This is a genomic window from Acididesulfobacillus acetoxydans (assembly GCF_902729405.1).
Taxonomy (GTDB): domain Bacteria; phylum Bacillota; class Desulfitobacteriia; order Desulfitobacteriales; family Desulfitobacteriaceae; genus Acididesulfobacillus; species Acididesulfobacillus acetoxydans.
This window is the reverse complement of the sequence record NZ_LR746496.1, coordinates 395,614-418,021: the sequence shown is the minus strand read 5'-3', so window position 1 is coordinate 418,021 and position 22,408 is coordinate 395,614. Positions and strand designations below refer to the sequence as shown.

At 58.5% G+C, this 22,408-nt stretch carries 23 protein-coding genes and 1 pseudogene; 23 read left to right on the top strand and 1 reads right to left on the bottom strand.

Annotated elements, in window-relative coordinates:
• Positions 1 to 53 precede the first annotated feature (53 nt).
• The 15 genes and pseudogenes from atpF to MNU25_RS20410 form a co-directional block, all read left to right on the top strand.
• Complete coding sequence (gene atpF, locus MNU25_RS01705; protein WP_240983502.1) at positions 54 to 542, top strand: F0F1 ATP synthase subunit B; 489 nt, start codon at positions 54 to 56, stop codon at positions 540 to 542.
• Entirely contained in the window at positions 542 to 1,096 is a 555-nt protein-coding gene (locus MNU25_RS01700) for a F0F1 ATP synthase subunit delta (RefSeq protein ID WP_240983501.1), read from the top strand. Before atpF ends, MNU25_RS01700 begins: the two co-directional genes overlap by 1 nt.
• A gap of 85 nt (positions 1,097 to 1,181) precedes the next feature.
• The gene (atpA, locus tag MNU25_RS01695; RefSeq protein ID WP_240983500.1) at positions 1,182 to 2,690 is read left to right on the top strand and encodes a F0F1 ATP synthase subunit alpha; all 1,509 of its coding nucleotides are present in this window, start codon (positions 1,182 to 1,184) and stop codon (positions 2,688 to 2,690) included.
• Between the two features lie 21 nt (positions 2,691 to 2,711).
• The gene (atpG, locus tag MNU25_RS01690) at positions 2,712 to 3,557 is read left to right on the top strand and encodes an ATP synthase F1 subunit gamma (protein WP_240983499.1); all 846 of its coding nucleotides are present in this window, start codon (positions 2,712 to 2,714) and stop codon (positions 3,555 to 3,557) included.
• A gap of 34 nt (positions 3,558 to 3,591) precedes the next feature.
• Complete coding sequence (gene atpD, locus MNU25_RS01685; protein WP_240983498.1) at positions 3,592 to 4,989, top strand: F0F1 ATP synthase subunit beta; 1,398 nt, start codon at positions 3,592 to 3,594, stop codon at positions 4,987 to 4,989.
• Between the two features lie 3 nt (positions 4,990 to 4,992).
• Positions 4,993 to 5,409 (top strand): F0F1 ATP synthase subunit epsilon, encoded by a 417-nt coding sequence (locus MNU25_RS01680; RefSeq protein WP_240983497.1) that lies wholly within the window; start codon positions 4,993 to 4,995, stop codon positions 5,407 to 5,409.
• 201 nt (positions 5,410 to 5,610) lie between these two features.
• Positions 5,611 to 6,285: a hypothetical protein gene (locus tag MNU25_RS01675; RefSeq protein ID WP_240983496.1), complete on the top strand. Its 675-nt coding sequence runs from the start codon at positions 5,611 to 5,613 to the stop codon at positions 6,283 to 6,285.
• A 102-nt stretch (positions 6,286 to 6,387) separates the two neighbouring features.
• Positions 6,388 to 7,638, top strand: coding sequence for a UDP-N-acetylglucosamine 1-carboxyvinyltransferase (gene murA / locus MNU25_RS01670; RefSeq protein ID WP_240983495.1), 1,251 nt, complete (start codon positions 6,388 to 6,390; stop codon positions 7,636 to 7,638).
• Positions 7,639 to 7,741: 103 nt separating this feature from the next.
• Positions 7,742 to 8,704: a stage II sporulation protein D gene (gene spoIID / locus MNU25_RS01665; RefSeq protein ID WP_240983494.1), complete on the top strand. Its 963-nt coding sequence runs from the start codon at positions 7,742 to 7,744 to the stop codon at positions 8,702 to 8,704.
• A 71-nt stretch (positions 8,705 to 8,775) separates the two neighbouring features.
• Positions 8,776 to 9,153, top strand: a complete 378-nt coding sequence (locus MNU25_RS01660; RefSeq protein WP_240983493.1) for a hypothetical protein — start codon at positions 8,776 to 8,778, stop codon at positions 9,151 to 9,153.
• A gap of 107 nt (positions 9,154 to 9,260) precedes the next feature.
• Positions 9,261 to 9,509, top strand: a complete 249-nt coding sequence (spoIIID, locus tag MNU25_RS01655) for a sporulation transcriptional regulator SpoIIID (protein ID WP_240983492.1) — start codon at positions 9,261 to 9,263, stop codon at positions 9,507 to 9,509.
• A gap of 214 nt (positions 9,510 to 9,723) precedes the next feature.
• Complete coding sequence (gene mreB, locus MNU25_RS01650) at positions 9,724 to 10,713, top strand: rod shape-determining protein MreB (protein WP_277350655.1); 990 nt, start codon at positions 9,724 to 9,726, stop codon at positions 10,711 to 10,713.
• A 14-nt stretch (positions 10,714 to 10,727) separates the two neighbouring features.
• Entirely contained in the window at positions 10,728 to 11,435 is a 708-nt protein-coding gene (locus MNU25_RS01645) for a WecB/TagA/CpsF family glycosyltransferase (protein ID WP_240983491.1), read from the top strand.
• A 105-nt stretch (positions 11,436 to 11,540) separates the two neighbouring features.
• Complete coding sequence (gene sigI, locus MNU25_RS01640) at positions 11,541 to 12,257, top strand: RNA polymerase sigma-I factor (protein ID WP_240983490.1); 717 nt, start codon at positions 11,541 to 11,543, stop codon at positions 12,255 to 12,257.
• A pseudogene (locus tag MNU25_RS20410) lies at positions 12,254 to 12,925 on the top strand (anti-sigma factor domain-containing protein); the annotation flags it as partial. The gene sigI and the pseudogene MNU25_RS20410, both read left to right, overlap by 4 nt.
• 840 nt (positions 12,926 to 13,765) lie before the next feature.
• Here the strand turns inward: MNU25_RS20410 and MNU25_RS01630 are convergent.
• Positions 13,766 to 14,875: a glycosyltransferase gene (locus tag MNU25_RS01630; protein WP_240983489.1), complete on the bottom strand. Its 1,110-nt coding sequence runs from the start codon at positions 14,873 to 14,875 to the stop codon at positions 13,766 to 13,768.
• A 149-nt stretch (positions 14,876 to 15,024) separates the two neighbouring features.
• Here MNU25_RS01630 and fabZ point away from each other — a divergent pair, with 149 nt between their 5' ends.
• The 8 genes from fabZ to hpf all read left to right on the top strand — a co-directional run bounded on the left by fabZ (position 15,025) and on the right by hpf (position 22,085).
• Entirely contained in the window at positions 15,025 to 15,468 is a 444-nt protein-coding gene (gene fabZ, locus MNU25_RS01625; protein ID WP_240983488.1) for a 3-hydroxyacyl-ACP dehydratase FabZ, read from the top strand.
• Positions 15,458 to 17,443, top strand: coding sequence for a hypothetical protein (locus MNU25_RS01620; protein ID WP_240983487.1), 1,986 nt, complete (start codon positions 15,458 to 15,460; stop codon positions 17,441 to 17,443). The genes fabZ and MNU25_RS01620 overlap by 11 nt, the downstream gene beginning before the upstream one ends.
• 81 nt (positions 17,444 to 17,524) lie before the next feature.
• Positions 17,525 to 17,890: a hypothetical protein gene (locus tag MNU25_RS01615; RefSeq protein WP_240983486.1), complete on the top strand. Its 366-nt coding sequence runs from the start codon at positions 17,525 to 17,527 to the stop codon at positions 17,888 to 17,890.
• A 21-nt stretch (positions 17,891 to 17,911) separates the two neighbouring features.
• Positions 17,912 to 19,600, top strand: a complete 1,689-nt coding sequence (locus MNU25_RS01610) for a helicase-related protein (RefSeq protein ID WP_240983485.1) — start codon at positions 17,912 to 17,914, stop codon at positions 19,598 to 19,600.
• Positions 19,601 to 19,682: 82 nt separating this feature from the next.
• Positions 19,683 to 20,429, top strand: a complete 747-nt coding sequence (locus MNU25_RS01605; protein ID WP_240983484.1) for a ComF family protein — start codon at positions 19,683 to 19,685, stop codon at positions 20,427 to 20,429.
• A 63-nt stretch (positions 20,430 to 20,492) separates the two neighbouring features.
• Positions 20,493 to 20,789, top strand: coding sequence for a zinc-ribbon domain containing protein (locus tag MNU25_RS01600; protein ID WP_240983483.1), 297 nt, complete (start codon positions 20,493 to 20,495; stop codon positions 20,787 to 20,789).
• 331 nt (positions 20,790 to 21,120) lie between these two features.
• The gene (locus MNU25_RS01595) at positions 21,121 to 21,318 is read left to right on the top strand and encodes a cold-shock protein (protein ID WP_277350709.1); all 198 of its coding nucleotides are present in this window, start codon (positions 21,121 to 21,123) and stop codon (positions 21,316 to 21,318) included.
• A gap of 242 nt (positions 21,319 to 21,560) precedes the next feature.
• On the top strand, positions 21,561 to 22,085 hold the full coding sequence (gene hpf, locus MNU25_RS01590; protein ID WP_240983481.1) for a ribosome hibernation-promoting factor, HPF/YfiA family: 525 nt from the start codon (positions 21,561 to 21,563) through the stop codon (positions 22,083 to 22,085).
• Positions 22,086 to 22,408: the final 323 nt, after the last annotated feature.

Genomic DNA, 22,408 nt, shown 5'->3' with positions numbered 1-22,408 from the left:
TTCCCCCTTGAAAAAGTATCCCGGGACCAACCAGCCTGGAGAGGGAGGTAGACATGGGAATATCTATTGATTACACGATTGTGGCACAGGTCTTGTCTTTCCTCGTACTTGTATGGATCATCGCCAAGTTTGCCTGGAACCCGCTGATGAAAGTGATGGAGGACAGGCGCACCTTTATTGAAACCAGCTTGGCTACCGCGGAGAAAGAGAAGCAGCAGGCCGAACAGATAAAAAAAGAATATCAGGAGGAAATGCGCAAAGCCCGGCAGGAGGCACAGGAGATTATTGCCAAAGCCACCAAGGCCGGCGGCGAACGCGCCCAAGAAGTATTAAACCAGGCCCGGGAAGAAGCGGTTAAAGTGAAATCCGCCGCTTTGGTCGACATCCAGCGGGAGAGGGATCGTGCGGTAGCCGAGGTCAAGGCCCAGGTCGCCGACTTGTCGGTCACCATCGCCGAGAAAATTATCCAGCAGAAAATTGACCTTGCCGGCCAGGATCAGTTGATTGAGCAATTTATTCAAGAGGTAGGGGAGATGCAGTAATGCTTAACGGTGCTTTAGCCCGCCGCTACGCCGAAGCCTTGTTCGAGATTGCCTCAGAAGAAAAGAAACTTGACTCGATCGACAAGGAACTGGCTGAGTTGATGCAACTCATAGAGGAGCAGGATGAGGTCGCTCGGGTTTTACAGCATCCCCACATCTCCGCCGGCGAGAAGAAAGCCTTAATGGACAAACTTCTTCAAGGACAGGTCGGTGATGTGGTCCGCCACTTCTTCTACTTGCTCATCGATCGCCGGCGTCAGGACTTTCTGCCTCTGATTGTGCGGGAATTCAGGCACCTGGCGGACGAAGCCAGACATATTATCGAGGCTCGGGTAGCCAGCGCGGTGGCACTCAACCAGAGTCAGACGGAAAGGCTGAGGGAACGCCTGAGCCGAATGACCGGCAAAACGGTTTCCCTCAAAACAGAACTGCGTCCGGAACTGATCGGAGGGGTGCTGGTGCAAGTGGGAGACCGGGTGATGGATGGGACGATCAAGCATGCCTTGGAGCGCATGCGCGAGGACCTGCTCGCAACATCGGGGGAATTGTCCTAGAGTGAGTCTGAGCAACTTAACCGGCTGAAAGGAGGCACTGGGGCGGTTTCGCTCCGGAGTCAATTCCGGGGTGCCGCTTGATTTTATGAACTTACGTCCAGAAGAAATAAGTTCGATTATTAAACAACAAATCGAGCGTTATGAAAGTGCTGTGGAAGTCGTCGATGTAGGAACCGTCATCCAGGTGGGTGACGGAATTGCCCGTGTCTACGGCTTGGAAAAGGCCATGTCCGGCGAACTGCTGGAATTTCCGGGTGGCATCTATGGCATGGCTATGAACTTGGAAGAGGACAACATTGGTTGCGTTATTCTCGGCCCTTATACAGAAATTAAAGAAGGGGACGAAGTAAAACGGACCGGGCGCATCGTGGAGGTGCCGGTCGGGGAGGCCCTGATCGGAAGGGTGGTCAATGCTCTCGGTCAGCCCATTGACGGCAAAGGGGAAATCAAAACCAACAAATATCGCCCAATCGAGTCCCCCGCGCCGGGTGTTGTCGCCCGTAAGTCTGTCCATGAACCGTTGCAGACCGGCTTAAAGTCGATTGACGGTATGGTGCCCATCGGGCGCGGCCAGCGGGAATTAATCATCGGCGACCGGCAGACGGGTAAAACGGCCCTGGCCATTGACACGATTATTAATCAGAAAGGCCAGGATGAGATCTGCATTTATGTGGCTGTCGGACAAAAAGCATCCACAGTTGCCGGCGTCGTCAAGACGCTCGAAGAACACGGAGCCATGGAGTACTCTATCGTAGTGGCTGCTTCAGCTTCCGAACCCTCTCCGCTGCTTTACATTGCTCCTTACTCGGGCTGTGCCATGGGCGAAGAGTTCATGTACAACGGGAAACATGTCCTGATTATCTATGATGACTTATCCAAACAGGCCGTGGCTTACCGGGAACTCTCACTCTTGCTCAAACGGCCGCCCGGGCGCGAGGCCTACCCCGGAGATGTGTTCTATCTGCACTCCCGCCTTTTGGAGCGGGCGGCGAAACTCGCTCCCGAACTGGGCGGAGGTTCGATGACAGCGCTTCCCGTGATTGAAACTCAGGCGGGAGACGTGGCGGCCTACATCCCGACCAACGTCATTTCCATTACGGACGGTCAAATATTCCTGGAGTCAGACTTGTTCTATGCCGGCTTCCGTCCGGCCATCAACGTCGGCATTTCCGTATCCCGGGTCGGCGGCTCCGCCCAAATCAAGGCCATGAAACAAGTGGCAGGCCAGCTGCGTTTGGATCTGGCCTCTTATCGGGAGCTGGCCGCTTTCGCCCAGTTCGGTTCCGACCTGGACAAGATGACTCAGGCCCGTCTGGCCCGCGGGCAGCGGACTATGGAAATCCTGAAACAGCAGCAATACGTGCCTATGCCGGTCGAAGAAGAGGTTGTCGTCCTTTTCGCCGCCGTGCGCGGCTGGATTGACGATATTGATGTTGACAAGATTGGCAAGTTCGAGGAAGAGTATCTTCGCTACCTGCGTTCCGCCAAAGCGGATATCTTAAATGATATCCGTGCCCAGAAAGTTCTCTCGGACGAACTGACGGCCCGGCTTGAGGCGGCCATTAAAGAATTCAAGCAAGGATTCTTAGGCTGAATGAGAAGGGAGTAGGTGAGAGTGGCAGGAGTACGCGAAATTCGCCGCCGGATCCGGGCCGTACGCAACATGCAGCAGATTACCAAGGCCATGAAAATGGTCGCTGCCTCCAGATTGCGCAAGGCCCAGGAAAAGGTGGTCGCTGCCCGCCCGTACGCCATCCAATTGCAGGAAGTCTTGGCCCACCTGGCTCAAGCGGAGGTGGATGTCAGGCATCCTTTGCTGGAACGGCGCCCGGTTGAGAACATCGGCTATGTCCTTTTCACGTCTGACCGCGGTCTCTGCGGAGGTTTTAATGCCAACCTGATCCGCAAAACAAACGGGCTGCTGACGGAGGAAAAGGCTCCGGTTAAGCTGGTCACCGTAGGCAGAAAAGGCCGGGATTTTTATCGCCGCGGCAAGAAGAATATCATAGCTGAATTCACCGGACTGGGGGACAGCCCGAACTACAGCCAAGGCCGCAGCATTGCGCAGGAAATCATTCGCCTCTATGAGGAAAAAGAAGTCGACGAAGTGTACTTGATCTACTCGGAGTTCATCAGCGTGATTAACCAGAAACTCTCGTTTGTCAAGTTGCTTCCGATTGAGCAGCCGGAAAGCCACGCCGCTCGGCAGTATATCTTTGAGCCTTCACCCCAGGAAATAATGCAGCGTTTGCTGCCTAAGTACGTGGAGACTTTGATTTTCCGTTCTTTGCTGGAAAGCAAAGCCTGTGAACTCGGTGCCAAGATGACCGCCATGGATTCGGCGACCAACAACGCCAAAGAGATGATCGACCGGCTTACCCTGGCGATGAACCGGGCCCGGCAGGCGGCGATTACCAAGGAGATTTCGGAGATTGTCGGCGGAGCGGCGGCTCTCGAATAACAGCAGGAATACCCCAAAAGGAGGTTCAGTGCCTGTGAATATCGGCAAGATAGTCCAAGTAATGGGTGCGGTGGTCGACATTGAGTTCGAACCGGAGGAATTACCGGAAATTTATAGTGCAGTCAAAGTGGAGTACCCGGAGCAGAAAATCCGGATCACTCTGGAAGTGGCCCAGCATCTGGGAAACGACACGGTCCGCTGTGTGGCTATGTCTTCAACGGACGGTTTGCAGCGGGGCATGCAAGCGACCAATACCGGGGGCCCTATCACCATTTCGGTCGGCCCCGAGACCTTGGGACGCATGTTCAACGTCTTGGGTGAACCCATTGACGGCAAGCCCCCGGTGACCAGTGGGCTTCACTATCCCATTCACCGTCCGGCGCCGGAATTTGTCAACTTGGAGCCGTCCACACAAATCCTGGAGACGGGGATTAAAGTGGTCGATTTGCTGGCTCCTTATTCGAAAGGCGGGAAAATCGGGCTTTTCGGAGGGGCCGGAGTCGGCAAGACCGTTCTCATTCAGGAACTCATTAACAACATCGCCAAACAGCACGGTGGCATTTCAGTCTTCTCCGGAGTCGGCGAGCGTACCCGCGAAGGAAACGACCTCTGGAACGAGATGAAAGAATCCGGAGTTATCGACAAGATGTCCATGGTGTTCGGCCAAATGAATGAACCCCCCGGCGCGCGTCTGCGCGTAGGCCTGGCGGGGCTGACCCTTTCTGAATACTTTCGGGATGTGGAAGGCAAAGACGTACTTCTGTTCATCGACAATATTTTCCGTTTCACCCAAGCGGGTTCCGAGGTCTCGGCACTCCTCGGCCGCATGCCGTCGGCCGTGGGCTACCAGCCGACCCTGGCGACAGAAATGGGTACGCTGCAGGAGCGGATCACTTCGACCCGCAAGGGGTCCATTACTTCGGTTCAGGCCATTTACGTCCCGGCCGACGACTTGACCGACCCGGCCCCCGCGACCGCGTTCAGCCACCTGGATGCGACGACCGTTCTTTCCCGGGCCATTACGGAAAAAGGAATTTATCCGGCCGTGGACCCGCTGGATTCCACCTCGCGGATTCTGTCCCCGCAGGTCTTGGGGGCCGAGCATTATCAGGTGGCGCGGAGCGTGCAGCAGGTCCTGCAGAAGTACAAAGAACTGCAGGACATCATCGCCATTCTCGGCATGGATGAACTGTCAGAGGATGAAAAGATGATCGTCTACCGGGCGCGTAAGATTGAGAAGTTCCTGTCGCAGCCGTTTTTCGTGGCCGAGGCCTTCACGGGCGCCCCCGGGAAGTACGTGCCCTTGAAGGAGAGCATCCGGGGCTTTAAGGAAATTGTCGAAGGAAAGCACGACGACATGCCTGAGGATGCCTTCCTGATGGTCGGAACCATTGACGAGGTTGCCGAAAAAGCCAAGAGGATGGGGGCGTAAGCCGTGGCGGGAACATTCAAACTGCGGGTGGTAGCGCCGGAAGGTCAGGTCCTACGGGAAGATTGCGAGTTTGTGGTATTGCCCGGGGAAGTGGGAGAGCTGGGCATTCTGCGCAATCACGCCCCGCTCATCGCCGGATTGCGGGTGGGTGTGGTCCGTTATACGATCGACTCTAAGATTAATCTCATGGCCGTCTCCGGCGGGTTCGTCGAAGTCGCGGATAACGTGGTCAGCCTCCTGGCGGAAACGGCCGAACCCGGCGACACCATCGACCTCAAAAGAGCGCTGGCGGCTAAGGAGAGGGCTGAGAAGCGTTTATCGCACCCCGGGGGGGATGTGGATCTGCGCCGGGCCGAGATGGCCTTGCGCAAAGCCCTTGCCCGGATCAGCGCGGCCGAAGGCGGCGCCAAATACCATTAAATGTTGTGGTATGAAAACAATTTAGAGAGAGACTGTCAAAGCCCCCATTTGCGCGAATGGGGGCTTTGTGCGTCCTGTCATGGCGGCAGGCTCGCAGGCGGTTACTTTTCACCTTTCGGCAATTCTCCGCGCGGGGGCGTTTTCTTTCCCCGTCTTTGGCAACACTAGTAGTGAAAAACGAGAAAAAAGGTGTTGCCGCTTATGGCTGCCATGGCCGCAGTTTTCAACCTCAAGCAAAAACTGAATCTTAGCGGGCGCAAAAGAGCGGGGCTGAGCACTCTCCTAATCCTCTGCCTGTTAACCTGCGCTCCCTTGGCCTTGGCCCACTTCCGCACAGATCCAAACGGACTCAGCCGCGAAAGCGCGGCGCGGGTCGGTCTGCTGCTGGACTCGGGCTTAAGCAAGTCGACACAGGCGAAGGTGCATATCATTTTCTGGCTGCCCCGTTCTCCGGGCCGGCAATGGTTGGAAGCCTTGCCGGCGTGCTGGCAGTGGACAGAGACAACGTCCGCCCCGGAAACTCAGGGTCCCGCGACGGTTGCGGGGGCAGCCACTGTCACTGTCGCCGAAGAAAGGGGCATCCTGAACCTCTATCAAGGTCTCTCGGCCGCGGCGGCCCGGATCGGCGGACAGGCTTACCTTGACGAAAGGATTGCGCAGCCGCTGGATATCTTTCGCTACTTCAGCCTTCTGGGGGTTCAGCCGAGCCAATGGGCCTACTCCGGGACGACGTTTTCTTTGGCCGGGTATTGCGAAGGCGGGGTGAAACCGGTGCGGGCCGGCCCCGACCGGATCAACTTACAATTGCTGACCCGTTCGCACGGGGGAGAAGGAGAGACGGTTTTGGCTATGCCGGCGTTGTTGGAGGAATTCTGATCTGATAACGGAAGTGCGCCGGATTGCGCAGGCAAGCAGGAAATCGGCGGCGGGAGAACGAATTATTATGACTTAGACGTAATTAGGGGGTGCTTTCGACACTTGAGCAAATTTGTGGTTATTGGCGGGAAACCGCTGCAAGGCACCGTGACAGTGAGCGGAGCAAAAAACGCAGTTCTTCCGATTATTGCCGCCAGCCTGCTCACAGCCGAGCCCGTCGTGCTGGAGGACGCTCCGGACCTTCTTGATGTGAGCGTCATGAGTCAGGTTGTAGAGGCGGTAGGCGCACACGTGGTTAGGGACGGCACGACTCTGCGTCTTCAAGCCGGGCAAATCCTCAACATAGAGACACCGCACGAGCTTGTATCAAAAATGCGGGCGTCTTTTGTCACCATGGGTCCCCTTTTGGCCCGCGAAGGACATGTACGCATCTCCCATCCGGGGGGATGTGCCATCGGTTCGAGGCCGATTAACTGGCACTTGAAAGGGCTGGAGGCCTTAGGCGCCGAGATCCGGATGGACCACGGGTATTTGGATGCCCGGGCGGAGACGCTCCGAGGAGCCCGGATTTACCTCGACTTTCCCAGTGTAGGCGCCACCGAAAATATTATGATGGCGGCGGTGCTGGCCCGGGGTGTCACTATCCTGGAAAACGCGGCCCAAGAACCGGAGATAGTTGACCTGGCAAACTTTCTCAACGAGATGGGTGCCAGGGTTCGCGGAGCCGGGACAAGCATCGTTCATATCGAAGGGGTCAAAGAACTGCACGGTGCGGAGCATCTTGTCATACCCGATCGCATTGAGGCAGGCACTTACCTGTTGATGGCGGCCGCCGCCGGTGGGGATGTTCTGGTTGAAAACGTCATCATTGATCATCTAAAACCTGTTCTGGCAAAAATAGAGGAGGCGGGCATTCATTTTGAGGACGAAGGGGATGGGGTGAGAATCATCCGGGAGGGCCCTTACAAAGCGGTGGACGTCAAAACCCAGGTCCATCCCGGTTTCCCGACGGATCTTCAAGCTCCTTTTATGGCTCTTCTGGCCAAAGCACAAGGTTCCGCTATGGTGACCGAGACGGTCTTCGAAAACCGCTTTATGCACGTCGATGAGTTAAAACGGATGGGAGCCGACATCAAAATTGACGGCCGCAGCGCCCTGGTTCAGGGGGTTTCCCGCTTGGCCGCCGCCCCGGTGGCCGCGGCCGACTTGAGAGCGGGGGCAGCCTTGATCCTGGCGGCGCTGACGGCGGAGGGTACGACCGAGATCTCCGGGGTGGAGCACATCGACCGGGGATACGAACGCATAGAAGAGAAACTCGCTGGAATCGGCGGACCAATTTGCCGGGAGGACTGATTCACGCGGGTAAGCGCCAACTTTTCTTCCGCCGGCAACCATATTTTTCCCCTACCCCGCATACTATCTGATGAAAGGCTTGTACAGAAAGAGGGGCGTCGGGGTGAAGAAGGAATGGCTGTGGATACTTCTCTTGTCACTGTGTCTGATCATCCTCTTGCCGTGGAGTGTGTTGCGCTGGCGAAGCGAAAAACCGCCCGGCCAAGATTTTCGCATACGTGTTCTTCTGCCTAACCACCAAGTTGAGACTATGCCTCTGGAGGAGTATTTGGTGGGAGTTTTAGCGGCGGAAATGCCCGCGGATTTTGCCCCCCAGGCCCTGGAGGCCCAGGCAGTGGCGGCTCGTACTTACGCGGCCAAACGTCTCAGCCATGTCCCGGTTCCGGATCCGGGTTATGATGTCGATACGACCGTAAAGACGCAAGCTTGGCTGAACGAGGCGCAAATGCGCCAAAAATGGGGTTGGTTCGCCTATTGGCGCAACAAGGCCAAACTGGAAAAGGCGGTTCAGGCCACCGCGGGCGAGGTCTTAGTGTATAACGGGGATTACATTGATGCCTTTTATTTCAGCAGCTGCGGACGCAAGCCTACGGAGCGGGCGGAGGACGTCTGGGGGAGTTCCAGGCCCTATCTGCAAAACGTCTCCTCAGAGGAGCAAGATCCGCTGCGCTTTGTGGAACACTACACCTTCACCCGGCAGCAACTGGCGCAGAAATTGGGGTTGCAGACGGTTCCCAGAGCCCTTCTGCCCGCGGACTTTGAGCTGACGAGCCTGACTGCGGCGGGCAGGGCCAAAACAGTGACCGTTCTGGGCCGAACTTATCAGGCGAACCAGTTTCGCCTCATGCTTGGACTTGCCTCCACCGACATTGAGTGGGCGGTGAAACCTGACGAGTTAAAAATAACCACCTATGGCAAAGGGCATGCCGTGGGGCTTTCCCAATACGGAGCGAATGACATGGCGCGCCGCGGGGCAACCTACCGGCAAATCCTGGCTCACTTTTATCCGGGGGCTAAAATTATGTCCCTCGCGGCCAAGAACGGGACTCCTCCTGCTCAAGGATGAGGGAGAAATGATCTCGGTCGACAGGATTAGACAAGGGGAGAAGTGGGAACACTAATCCCGAGGTGAGCCCGATGACCCAGGACAAAACCCGCGCTGAATTAAGAGAGCGAGAGGCCGGAGAGCCAAGCTGCAGGCCCTTCGTCGGACCGGAGGACGAGGGCCCTGACGGAACGCACTTGGGGGAAAGATGGCGTCTTCTCGTCGAGCGTTACCAAGACCATCCGGGAGGACAATTCAGCGCCGACTTTACCCGCCGGATGGCCTGGACTTTGCAAATCGTTTTCTTCACCTTGGCAATCATCCTTGCCCTGGTGTTTTCTCTTCCCTCGCTCCCCAAGGACCTGTGCTCCGCGCAGGGCTTGAAGCCGCGTTGGGCCGGAGTTTCTGAGGCGGCCCGGAAGCAGGCTGCCGAAAACCCCTTTGCTTATCACAAGCTAACAGCCCCCTAGGCCAAGACAGGATTTACCAATTGCAAGACATCCCTTCGGGGATGTCTTTTTCGCTGGCGAATGCATATAAATGAACTAAAAATCGGGCGCAAGAAGGAGGGCTCGGCGTGCAGGAATACATTCGCAAGCGGGTTTTGGAAATCGGAAATTATATTATGGAATCGAGTGCCACCGTTCGCCAGACTGCGGATATTTTCGGAGTGAGTAAGAGCACCGTACATAAAGATGTCACGGAACGCCTGCCGTTGATCAATGAAAAGCTGGCCATGGAGGTCAAGCACATTCTGGAAAACAACAAGGCCGAACGCCATATTCGGGGCGGGGAGGCGACCAGGAAAAAGTACCAGGAAAACTGATGCCGGGTGATAAGACGGCTGTTGTGAAGAGCCGAAAGACGCCGGGTGCGAAACCCGTAACAAATTGACAAAAAAGAGCAAAAGGAAAAAGGAATTGGCGGATTTATAACGAATACATCTATGCCAGTGTACAAATCTCCCGGCGGGGAGATTGTACTTTTTCCGGGCAGATCTTTGTTTGGACAAGCCGGTCAGAGAAAGGGGATTCTCCGCGGTGTTTGGAATGGAGTTGGGAATTGACTTGGGAACAGCCAGTGTTCTTGTCTATGTTAAGGGCAAAGGGATCGTTTTGCGCGAGCCTTCGGTGGTGGCTATCGACAAGACGACGAACAAGAGAATCGCTGTCGGTGAAGAAGCCCGCTCCATGCTGGGCCGCACGCCGGGCAATATCGTAGCCGTACGCCCCATGCGTGACGGAGTGATTGCCGACTACAGAACGACGGAACTAATGCTGAGATATTTTTTGGAAAAGGCGGGCGCGAAACGCTGGCTGTTTTTCGGGCCCAAAGTTGTGGTCTGTATCCCTTCCGGCGTTACGGAGGTGGAGGAGAGGGCGGTTAAACAAGCGGCCTACCAGGCGGGGGCAAAACGAGTTAAAGTTGTGGAGGAACCCTATGCGGCCGCCTTGGGCGCCGGCTTGGACATTTCGGGTCCGACCGGGAACATGGTGGTGGATATCGGAGGAGGAACCACGGATATTGCTGTGCTTTCCCTTCAAGGCATTGTAACGAAACGCAGCCTGAGGATGGGAGGGGACAAACTGGACGAGGCCATTATCCGTTTTGTCCGCCGGGAGCACAACCTTTTAATCGGAGAACGCACCGCAGAGGAGATAAAGATGGAGGTAGGTGCGGCCATCCCCGAAGGCCGCCCGGGCAACGACCGGATCGAGGTGCGCGGCCGCAACTTGGTCAGCGGCTTGCCCAAGACCGTGAGCGTCGACTCCCGGACCTGCTACCGGGCTTTGGCGGAAACCATAGATGCCATCGTCGCCGCAGTCAAAGAGGTCTTAGAGAGGACGCCGCCGGAATTATCAGCGGACATTTTGAATAAAGGGATTATGATGACCGGAGGGGGATCCCTGCTTTACGGATTCGATATGCGAATTGCCAGGGCGACAGGGTTGCCGGTGAGTTTGGCGGAAGATCCGATTTCCTGCGTGGTTCTCGGCACCGGCAGGGTCCTGGAAGGGATATTCCATTAGAGGGCGGGCAGAGAATGAGGGTCGATATATTGGGAATCGGAGTCGACGCCCTGAGCATGGCTGAATGCGCCGCCCGCATAGCGGGCGCTGTCGAGGCGCATTCCCGTCTCCGGGTGGTGACGGCCAATCCGGAGATGATCTGCGCGGCCGGAAAGGACCCGGACCTGCGGCGGGTTATAAATTCCGCGGGTCTGGTGACCGCGGACGGAGTGGGTGTGGTTTGGGCCGCCGCAAGGTTGGGAACGCCGGTTCCCGAACGGGTCACGGGGATTGATCTGCTGGAAGCGCTATTTCCGCTGGCAAGCCGCCGGCACTGGCGTATCTTCTTGCTCGGTGCCCGCCCGGGTGTGGCCGCAGAGGCAGCCCGCCGGGTCGGAGAGAGTTGTTCGGGCATTGTCTGGGAGGCGTCTCACGGCTATTTTGAACCGGCGGAAGAGACGGACGTGATCAAGAGAATCGGCGACTTTAAGCCGGACCTGCTCTTGGCCGGCCTGGGGGCTCCCCGGCAGGAGTTTTGGCTGGCTGAGCACGAAGGCTTGGCTACGGTATCTATCGGGGTCGGAGGCAGCTTTGATACTTTGGCCGGCACGGTCGGACGAGCCCCGGCTTGGCTGAGGGAGATGCGCCTGGAGTGGCTTTACCGGCTGCTGAAAGAGCCTTGGCGCTGGCGCCGCCAAGCGGTTTTGCCGCGCTTTGTCTTCAAGGTGTGGCGGGAGCGCTAAAAAATTAGACTGAGGCCGAGGGCACACCCCCCAAAAAACAGCATGGGGGGCGTATTCCCCTATTAGGGTACTTATGTTTGAACGAAGCTCTAGGAGGACGGGGACATGCCGGAATGGCCAGAGCCGATCAAACGCTGGGAGGACCTTATACAGGATCGGCAAACCAGGGAGGATTTCCTAGCACAATCCCAACCTTTCATACGCCATGTTGCGGTCCAGACTTGTGGAAGGTTTCTTGAGTGGGGCCGGGATGAGGAATTATCGGTCGCCCTGATCGCTTTCGACGAGGCGATCAACCGTTTTGAGCCCGGAAAAGGCGTGCCTTTTCTCGCCTTTGCCCGCCTTTTAATTAAAAGACGGTTGATCGATTATTTTCGCCGTCAAAAACATAATGACGCCCTGCCTTTGGACGCGGCGGAGGTCGGCCAAAGCGTCGACCTTGGGCTCAGTGTTTCGGAGTTCCGGGAACAGGAGGAGAACCGTGAGCGGGCGCAAGAAATTCAGGAGTTCGCCGCGGAGTTGCGTAAGTGGGGACTTAATTTCCGGGATCTGGTGCAAGCTTCTCCCAAACATCGCGATACAAGGGCTTCTTTGTTGAGGGCAGCGAACATATTGGCTTTTAACCCGGCATTGTGGCGTCAGGTTGAGGAAAAAGGGAAAGTCCCGATTCAGGCTTTGGCGGCGGAATCGGGATTCCACCCCAAAGTACTCGAACGGGGCAGAAAGTATCTGCTGGCCGTGGCCCTGTTGATGGCGCGCAGGCACGATTACATTTATTTGCGGGAATATGTCATCCCTCCGGAAAGGAGGACCGCGCTATGAAGACCGAAAAAGCGGTTGTTTTAGAGAGGTCGGGGAAAACCTGCACCGTCTTGACAGCGGATGGCTCTTTTTGCAGGGTGCGAGCGCCTCTGGCTGCCCAAGTCGGACAGGAGATTGAAATTAAGGAAGCGCGCGGCTTGGCAAACCGCGGGGGATTCCGGGTCTGGGCGGCCGCCGCGGTTCTGCTGTTCCTGGCTCTAACGGGTACCTGGCTGGCCGGGGGCCGGTTAACCGGAATGCAGACCAAGGCCGTGGAACAGAAAGAGGTGCCCGTGGCTATTCTGTCCGTGGATATCAATCCGAGCCTGGAACTGCAATTAGACGGACAGGAACATGTACTCCGGGTCGAAGCGTTGAATGCCGATGCCCGTACTCTTCTGAAGGGTGTATCTTACCAAGGCCGGCCCGGTCAGGAGGTTTTGGCGGAGATCGTGGGGCGCGCGCAGAAACTTCATTTTCTTAACCGGGAGCATCCCTGGGTCCTTCTGGGATTGGCCCCCTTGGAGGGAAAGGAGGCGGCCCTCAGCGAGTATCATCTCTCTGCCCTGGCGGGGCACGTGGCAGCCCAATTGGACGCAGGGGGAAACGCCTTTCACGTCGCTGCCTATCAATTGAACGCGGCCGAGCAAAAACAAGCCGTGGCCCAGGGTTTGACACCCGGTGAATATGCCTTATGGCGCAGTGCTCAAAAAGCGGGTTTTTCCTTAACGACAAAAGCTATGACCGACCCCGCGCAAAGGGACCGTCTGCTGTCCGAACCGAAGGTGCAGGCCGAGACCCGCTCCCTGGGAGGAGTTCTCGCCCTGGGGCAGGGAATGCCGAACCGCGGCGGGGGGCAGAGTCTCTCGGGGGAAAGTGCGGCGACAACGGCCCTTCCCCGGGAGAGCACAGGCAGGTCGGCAGGAAAAGGGCCCGGGCTGCAAGCGAATCTGCCGGGCGGGCAAGTGCCGGGCGGGACGGCGGCTTCCTCCGGAAAGGTCCGCGGCGGGGGTGTCCCCGCCGGGACGATCCCCATACAGGCTGCCCCCGGCGGGCCGACCCCGGGCAGGCTGACTCCCGCTCCGCCGGTTGAGAAAGTACCGACGGAAGTGGGTATTCCGCGGGGGGGACAAGGAAACGGAGCAGCGGGAGGAGACAAGACAGGGGAAGGCGGCGACACCGGACCGGCGCCCCCGCAGAGCAGCCAAGGCAGTTCAGTCCAGGATTGGGAGAGGTTTTACCGTGATTTCCTAAAGCGGATTCCGGCGGGCGGAATCTGGGGCGAGGGCGGACTGTCTCCGGAAAAGTGGCGGGAAATATTCGAGCAATCTTGGCAAAAAAAGTTTGGCAAACCCCCTGACGAGTCCCCGGACGAATCCTGGGACAAAGCCTTGGGCAAGTCTCTGGACCAATCTCTGGACCAATCTCTGGGCAAGTCTCTGGACCAATCTCTGGGTGACTCCTTAAAGAAGATCCTCGGCAATGCTTCGGACAAACCTCTTACCAAATCTTTAGGGAATATCTTGGGCTCAAAGCCCCAGGATCCTATCATAAAAGCGCTCGGTCTCAGCCACCATTTTCTCGACAGTGAACGCCCGCCGGCGCTCTCCGGCGGAACGGACAAAGGATGCGGCCAGCACGGGGTCGGACAAGACGGCGGCACAAGCCCGGGCCAGAGCTTCGGGTTCACCGGGGGGGACTAAGAGGCCGTCTTGTCCGTCCCGGATCAGCTCGGGGATCCCGCCCGCATCGGAGGCGACAAGCGGGACTCCGGCCTGCATGGCTTCCAGAATTACCAATCCCATCCCTTCACTCAGGGAAGGCAGGACAAAAAGATCGAAGACCGGCAGGACCCGCCGGGCTTGGGGAAGGAATCCCGGTAAGGTGAAAGGGATTCCTTCTTCTTCCAGCTGCTCGGCGACGAGCGGGCGTAAAGGGCCGTCACCGATCATGAGGAGGTGGAGGCCGGGAAATTGCCGCCGCAGAATCCGGGCAGCCTGAACCAATTGCCCCGGTCCTTTGCAGGGATGAAAGCGCGCAATATTGCCGATGACCCGGGCTTCGGCGGGTATATGCCAGCGCCGGCGCCAAGCAGCGCGTTCCGCGGCGGGGTCCGCCATAGGAGTGAGTTCCCGGCCGTTATAAATAACTTCGATATTCTTTCCTCCCCGGGCTGCAACCTCGGGCACCAAGGCTTTGGAGATGACGATTTGTCCTTGGCTGAACGGGAGAGTGAGCCGGTCAAGCCAGACCGCGGCGCGGGCGGTGCGCACAGACAAGTAGTCATGGGCCAGTGAACTGTGCACGGTGGAAATGCTGGGCAGGCCCAGCCAACGCCCGACGAGGCGCCCGAAAAGGTTGGCCCGGATGCCGTGGCTGTGCAGGAGCGCCACATCCTCAGCGCGAATCCAACGCACTAACTGAGGCCAAGGACCGGGATCCGTTTTTCGGCGTTGAGGAAACGTTTTTACTTTCAAACCCCGGGCCGCGGCAGCTTCGCCCAGGGGCCCCGCGACGAGACAAGCCAGGAGCGGAGCGTAGCGCCGGCCGTCGAGGTGAGAGAGGAGGGTAAGGACGTGCTGCTCCGCCCCGCCTACTTCACCCCCCCCGATGATATGTAAGATTTTGACTGGGGCCATGGAACATCTCTTCCCTTCGCGACGGAATTGGGGTATACTGGCAGTATAAGTGGAATAAGGTTAAAGAGGAGTCTTGCCCCTCTCGCACTATCATAAAGGCAGTAGGTGCGATCGCGCAAGTCGGACGGGCTTCCAAGGAGGATTTGTCAATGTTGGACAGCAGGGAAATTCAAAAAATCATTCCCCATCGCTACCCTTTTCTCTTGGTTGATCGCATTTTGGAAATCGAGGGCAACAAAGCGGTGGGGATTAAAAACGTCTCTGCAAACGAGCCGTTTTTTCAGGGACACTTCCCCGGCTACCCGATTATGCCCGGAGTTTTGATTTTGGAGGCCATGGCCCAGGTGGGTGCGGTGCTGGTCCTGAGACAGGAGAAGTTCGCGGGATACATAGCCCTGTTTGCCGGGATGGATGACGTCCATTTTAAGAAACCGGTGTTTCCGGGGGATCAACTGCGTTTGGAGGCAGAAATGCTGAAATTCAAGGGACTGATTGGCATCGCGGAGGGAAAGGCCTATGTGGGTGAGGAACTGGCCGCCAGGGGGACTTTAAAATTCGCTTTGAGGCCGGGCACAGAGTCCTATGAAAAGTGACCCGGCCGGAGGGGTAATATTAGGTTCGAGCAGCCAAGCCAGGAGCAGCAAAGAGCATGCCCTGGTTTTTTTACTCTGGGCGGCTCTCCTGGCCCACGGCTTATTCTTTGCCCGGGATCTCTTGGCTTTGGCCTTGCTGCCGGGCCTGTGCCTGCTCTTCCGGCCCGGCGACCTCAGAGCGGCCGTCCGCTCTTTGTGGGTTAAGCCGGCGGAGGGTGCCTTGCGGCTCACTGCCACGGATACCCTGCTCTTGCTTATGTCCGGACTGTCCCTGACAGGCTTGTTGCACCCGGTTAAAGCGGAGGAGGGTTGGTTGGAGGCCATCCGCTTTCTCCTGTACTGGTTTGTTTACCGTTGGGGACGGGAGGCGGCCCGGAATTCAAAAGGGGAAGCACGGCTTCTGAGAGCGGCCGGATGGGCGGCACTTGCCTTGGGAATCTCGGCCTGGCTGCCTTGGAGCGCACATGTCTGGCCCCCTCCGGGCCCGCCGGAGGCCGGCAGACTGAGTTCTTGGTTCGGCTATCCCAACGCCGCGGCGGCGTTTCTGGGTGCCGTTCTGCTGTTGCCGGGAGTAGATTTGCGCCTGAAACTGGTCTTGATCCCTTTCTTCCTCAGCACGGGGTCCAGGGCAAGCCTGGCGCTGCTCGCGGGCATTTGGGGCTTGCAAGGGCTTATAACCTTGATGTCCGGGGTAAAACTGCCGCAAGCAGACCCCGGTCGGCGGGGAATACCCGACAGGAGGGAAGCGCTGCCTAAAACTCCGGGCCTTCCGGTTAGACTTTTTTTGCTTGCGATGAGCGGCGTCCGCCGCCTTGCTCATTTGCTCGCACGGGGCAAGCGCGGCGGCGGCAGCGGCCGAGGTTATTTTGTGACGGCCGCGCTTGTGTCGGGAAGTGCCATCTTGTGCTGGCAGGGTGGATTTATGGGTCCGGCGGCTCCTTTTCACGGGGCTTGGGCGCATCTGGGCCGCTGGGCGATGTCGGACAGCGTCTGGGAGCGGATCCTGTATTTTCGGGACGGACTGCGCCTGGCCGCGTCGGAGAAATTCCTGCCTCAGGCCGGAGGCTGGCTGGCGTTCCCGCTGGTGCAGCAAATACCATATTGGGCGAGTGACCCCCATTGCAGCCTGATCCGCGTTTTGCTCAACCAAGGTTGGCCGGGCCTTGTGGCTTTGACGGTCTGGAGCGCCGGCCGATTCCGGCAAATCGGGCGGACCGGCTTCTGGGGGGCTTGTGCTTTCCTGGCCTTGCACAGTTTATTTGACGCGGATTTCTCTTTTGCGGCTTTGGGCGTCATGTTCTGGCTGCTCGTGGCCCTGGCCGAAGGCCGGGACCCGGCGGCGGAAACTTACGGGCAGGGGGGAAAAAGGCAAGGGGGTGAGAGGGGGAGGCACACTCTGAGTAACGCCGGAGTCAGTCTGGCCGGAATACGCATTTTGCGCCCGGCTTTCCTGGAGCCTGTTTTGGCTTTGCTGCTTTTCGCACCGGCGGGCGTCATCCTGGCGGCGGGAGGGCTGCCGGCGGCGACGGGTGTCATGGGTCGGCCGGGCGGGTCCCCGGACGCGGCCGCCTGCTGCCGGGAGTTGACCCGGGCCCTCAGTTTGGACCGGACCAATGTGGGCTGGCGCAGGGAACTGGCTGAAACCGAGCTGAGACAAGGGGAAACCGCCCGGGGCCTTTACCAAGTTGAACGGGTTTTGGCCTGGCAAAAGTTCGACCTGGGGAGTTGGGAATGGGCGCAAAGTCTGGTTTGGCAGGCGGCGGAGCAGCAAAGGCGAGCGGGGCCGGCGTCGAGCCGCGGGCTCTACCGTTGGGTTGAAGAGGTGCCCGCCAGGATGGCCGCCATTGCCGGAAAGGTTCCCCCCGCAGAGCGCCCCCTCTGGCGGGGATACTCTTTATTCGTTCGCGCCGATCCCCACATAGAACTTCTGGCGCGGTGCGCCGGGGATGTTTTACACAATCGGCCGCTTCCCTGACCCAAATGCCGAACCGTCTCAGCCGGACAGCACCCCTGGGGGACCCTGTGCATACTCTGGTGAAAAAAGGGGTGACGCGACGTGGCAGGGATGGCTTTGGTTGGGTTGGCGGTGATTGTTTTATGGCGTTTGGCAGGCGGCTGGGAATGGACTCTTCCTCTGGGCTGGCAGGAGGGGTTGAGCGCCTGGCGGTCAAAATTCGGCAACATAACTGCCCTCGACGTGCACGTGGAAATAGCGGATGCGTCCGAACTGGAAGTCCACTATTGGCGGTTGCTGCGGTCCTTGCGCCGGGAGGAGGCCAGGCGGGGAGTGCCCCTGAGGCCGCGGCTTGTTGTCCGCGGCGAAGACTGCGGGGGGTCGTTGTGCGAACGCCGCTTCAAGGGAGTGGAGTGCGTTTTCGCGGCCCGCCACGCTGAGGGCGGAAAGTGTCCGGAGAGAACATAAAGGTGTCAGGAGCGAACATAGATGAGGTTTTTTCTGATTCTGAACGAGGACGGAGAAATAAGGCTGTCTCCGTTTGCGGAAGCGGACAGTCCCTTCGAGCGGGGACTGGTGCTGAGTCAGGCCTTCCCACTGGGCTTCCTCTGGGACGTTCTCAAAAGCCTGCGCCCGGGTTCGCCCCACACAGCTGACCGGCAAACCCTGAGCCGGGATATTCTTCAGGCTGTGAGCGCCGCTTCGGAGCGGGAGGCTGCGGCGCGGGGAGACCGCGGGCCGGAGTGGGATCCGCTCGTATGCGCTCCCAGCGGCGTGGACGAAAAGTCCTGCCGTGATTTTGGCTTGCGGGTCGGCGGGCGTCAACTTCTGGGAGGGGACCTGAATCACGTGGCCGGCGAAATGGCGGTCAGTCCCGAACAAGTGTGGCGTTGGGCGGATCACAGGGTGCGAAAGAAGCTGGCCGGCTGGTTTCCGGCCGTAAGCCGGCAGGGGGGAAAGTGGCTTTGCCGGCGTTGCGGCGGAGAGGCCAAAGAGTGGCCGGGCCACTGGGGCCCGGCGGCTACTTGCCCCGGGTGTGCTGCTTTGGGAGCGGCGACTTCTTTGGAAGTCCTCTACCGTGATTACGGTTCATTGACCGGCAATGCCCCGGCAAATTACGACTTTGCTCCGCGCTGGCCGCTCACGGCGGCTCAAAGCGCAGCGGCAGGGGAGGTCCTTCGCTTTGTCGACCGCGCCGGAGAGAAAGAGGCCTTGGTCTGGGCGGCCTGCGGCGCGGGCAAGACGGAGATGTGTTTTCCGGCCGTCGATTGGGCCCTGAGGCGGAGGATCCCTGTCCTGTTCGCCGCGCCCCGACAGGATGTGGTGCATGATGTGGCTCCCCGCCTGCGGCGTGACTTTCCGGGGCTGCCGGTACGGGTTCTCTCCGGCAGTGTTTCCCGCCATTATGAACCGGGTGTGCTGGTGCTGGCAACCACCCACCAGATCCTCCGCTTTTACCGGGCATTCGGACTGGTTTTCCTGGATGAGATGGACGCCTTTCCTTACGCCGGGAGTCGCATGCTGGCTCGGGGAGTCAGGCAGGCCCTGCAGCCGGAAGGCAAACTTCTCTGGCTCAGCGCCACACCTTCCCGGGACGTTCTGGCCAGGGCCGAAAAAGGGTCCATCCCTTTAATCAGGCTTCCGGCCAGGCATCACGGCAAACCGCTGCCCGTTCCATACTGGGAGCGCCAGTCTTTTGACGCAGGCGGCGGCTGCCCGGCAACGCTCTGCGAGAAGCTCAAAGACCTGGCGCAGCTGGGGCCGGTACTTATCTTTGTGCCCAAGATCTCCTGGGTGGCGACGGTTTTGGCCGATGTCCGCCTCCGGCTGCCGCATTTTGTCTGCGAGGGCAGCTACAGTGCCGATCCCGGGCGGCGCGAAAAAATAGAGGGTCTGCGGCAAGGAAGATACCGGCTTTTCGTTACGACCTCGATCCTGGAACGCGGGGTTACCTTGCCGGGTGTCCAGGTGGCGGTGCTTGCAGCCGACCACCCAGTCTTTGACGAAAGGGCGCTGGTCCAGATGGCCGGGCGGGCGGGCAGAACAAAAGACTGCCCGGACGGACGGGTCATCTTTTTCGCGGAGCGGGAGGCCGCTTCCTTAAAAAAGGCCAGACGTTGGATTGAGGAGCAGAATCGTTTGGCTCGGAAAGAGGGGCTGCTCGTGCGGTCGACTTAGGCAGCGGGTAAAGTCCCGGCCCGAAGCCGGGCCCGGGCGGGCCATCGCGGCCTGAAAATTGGCTGTGGCGGAGGAAGGAGGTTTGAAGGGGTTGAAAAACCTGCGGAGCAGCGGCCCGGCGGACCTGATTCGCCTGGTCTGGTATTGGGAAAGAGCCTGTGCGGTTTGCGGCGCCGAGGAGGGCCCTCTCTGCCGGAATTGCCTGGAAGAATATTTTTGTCCTGAACTCGGCCGCTGCCATGGCTGCGGGAAACTCGTTCCCGCGGGAGCGGGACTTTGCCGGGATTGCCGTGCCGGGCGGGGTCCGGTCGGGTTAGACGGATGCCGGGCCTGGGGACACTATGCCGGTTTGTGGAAGAACTTTATTTGGGAAGTGAAATTTAAAGCCGAGCCTTGGCGCCTGGAAGAGATCGCGGGGTCCTTTTCGGCCTGGGCCTGCCGGCAGCTGCCCCCGGCCGACGGCGTCGTCCCAGTCCCGCTGCATTCCGAGCGGCTGGCCGCAAGAGGCTTTAACCAGGCCGAGGTCATTGCTTCCCTTCTTCACTGGGAACTGGGGCTGCCCATTCCCGCCGGGGCCCTGATCCGGACCCAGCCGACCGCATCCCAGGTCGGTTTAAGCCGGCAGGAGAGGCTGCGCAATTTGGCTCAGGCCTTTGCTGTTCCCGAGGCGGCCGCGGTCCGGGGCCGGGACCTCTGGCTGGTCGACGACGTGACCACCACAGGGGCGACTTTGCAGGCCTGTGCCCTTGCTCTCAAGCAGGCCGGAGCCCGTTTTGTCTACGGACTTTGCCTCGCCGGCGGAAAAGAGCTTGTTCAAGAGGAAGATTAAGATTATAATGGAGCTGGATAGGCAGCATGCCCGTCACATTATGAGGTAAGGGGAATATTTTTCATGGCCTTTGAAGACAAAGAACTGGTGTGTAAAGACTGCGGAGCAACCTTCATTTTTACTGCGGGAGAACAGGAGTTTTACGCGGAAAAAGGTTTTGAACATGAACCTCTGCGCTGCCGCGATTGCCGCAGTGCGCGCAAAACAGCACGCAACGGAGGCGAGGCCAAATCACGGGAAATGTACACCGTGGTTTGTGCCGATTGTGGCATAGAGACGCAGGTCCCGTTCCAACCGACGGCTGACCGGCCGGTGTATTGCCGTGAATGCTATCAACGCCATCGCTTGGGCCAGGCTTAATCCGGCGCAGCGGCGGGTAAAGCGGGAAAAAAGAAGCGCCGGCGGGTGCGGCGCTTCTTTTTTCGTACCTTTGGGCACATTTGCCGGGGCACATGCCCTCGGGCCTTCGCCCGGACGCAAGGTCCCGGGCCGGGAGTGTTCGAAAGGGTGGGCTTAGGGCGGTCCGGTTTTGTGCAAAATTCGGTGCGCATCGTTTAAAGAGCCCGGCCAGTGGTTATCCTTTAGGGGAGGCAGTTTCATGGCAGGGCGGAAGTTGAGGTTTGGGCAATCACCGGCGCAAAGGCCGCTGTCGTTCCTTTGGGACTGCAAAATTCAAGGAGGTTGTTTTTTGGTGGTAGGCAAGGTTAAGTGGTTCAGTAAACAAAAAGGGTACGGATTCATCGAGCAGGAGGACGGTACAGATGTCTTTGTTCATTACGCATCAGTAGTCGGTGAAGGGTTTCGCACGCTGGAGGAAGGTCAAACAGTCGAGTTTGACGTGGTCCAGGGTCCGCGGGGAAATCAGGCGGCCAACGTAACCGTTCAGTGATGCTTCCTGCCCCTTGGCCTTATGACAAAGGGACCCACTCCCACTTGCAGAAGTGGGAGTCTTACGTTTGGATGAAAGCGGGCAGTCCGGATGGCTGAGCCGCGAAGAGGGAATCGCGCAAGCGGTTCCCTCTAGCGCTATTTGCGGGGCGCGAGGGTATTTTTCCGGTCAAAGAGCAGGATTTTTTTCGGATATAGGGAATAGTATACTCGTACGCCAGGTTAAGAAGGGGGTTGTAATCGATGAATATTTTGATTCGCGGCAAACACATCGAGGTAACCGATGCACTCAAAGATTATGTCACAAAAAGGGTAAGCAAGCTGGAAAAATACTCAGATGAATTCCAGGATGTGCAAGTCACCCTTTTGGTGGAGAAGGATCGGCACCGGGTAGAGGTCACGGCCCCAATTAACGGTATGATTTTGCGCGGGGAAGAAGAAACATCTGATATGTATCAGTCGATCGACATGGTCTTGGAAAAACTTGAACGCCAGATTGACAAATACCGGACCAGGATCAACAAGCGTTTGCGTACGAAAGTGCTTAAAGACCATGAGCCCGAGCATCCCGCGGCCGAAGAGGAACATGAACACGTCGTTCGCAACAAGAAGTTTCAAGCGAAACCGATGTCGGTGGATGAAGCGATCATGCAAATGAATCTCATTGGGCATACGTTTTTTGTTTTCACGGATGCGGATACCCACCAAATGAACGTGGTTTACCGGCGCAAGAACGGAGATTACGGTCTGCTCGAGCCGGAAAGGTAAAAATTAAGACGGGGAAGGGCCTGCCGCCGGGGTGGGCCCTTCCCCGTCGCGTCTTACCGGCAAATCCGCGCCGACTGTGCGGCCTGCAGCTATTTTCATGCCCTGCCGCCGGCACGTGTGCGGCACGGGGATCTGCGCGTCTGAATGGTCGCCACAGGCCGTGCCGTCAGTCCGTTTCGCTTACATAATGTCAAAAACACAGCACTGGCTCTTCGCGCGTGCAGCCGGCGTGTACTGCAGAGCCGCTCGTCGACCCAAAAGCGCCGAAAAATGCTGGAATAGACGCCGGACTTTGACGTGTCCCTGGCTTACCCGGAGGCTTG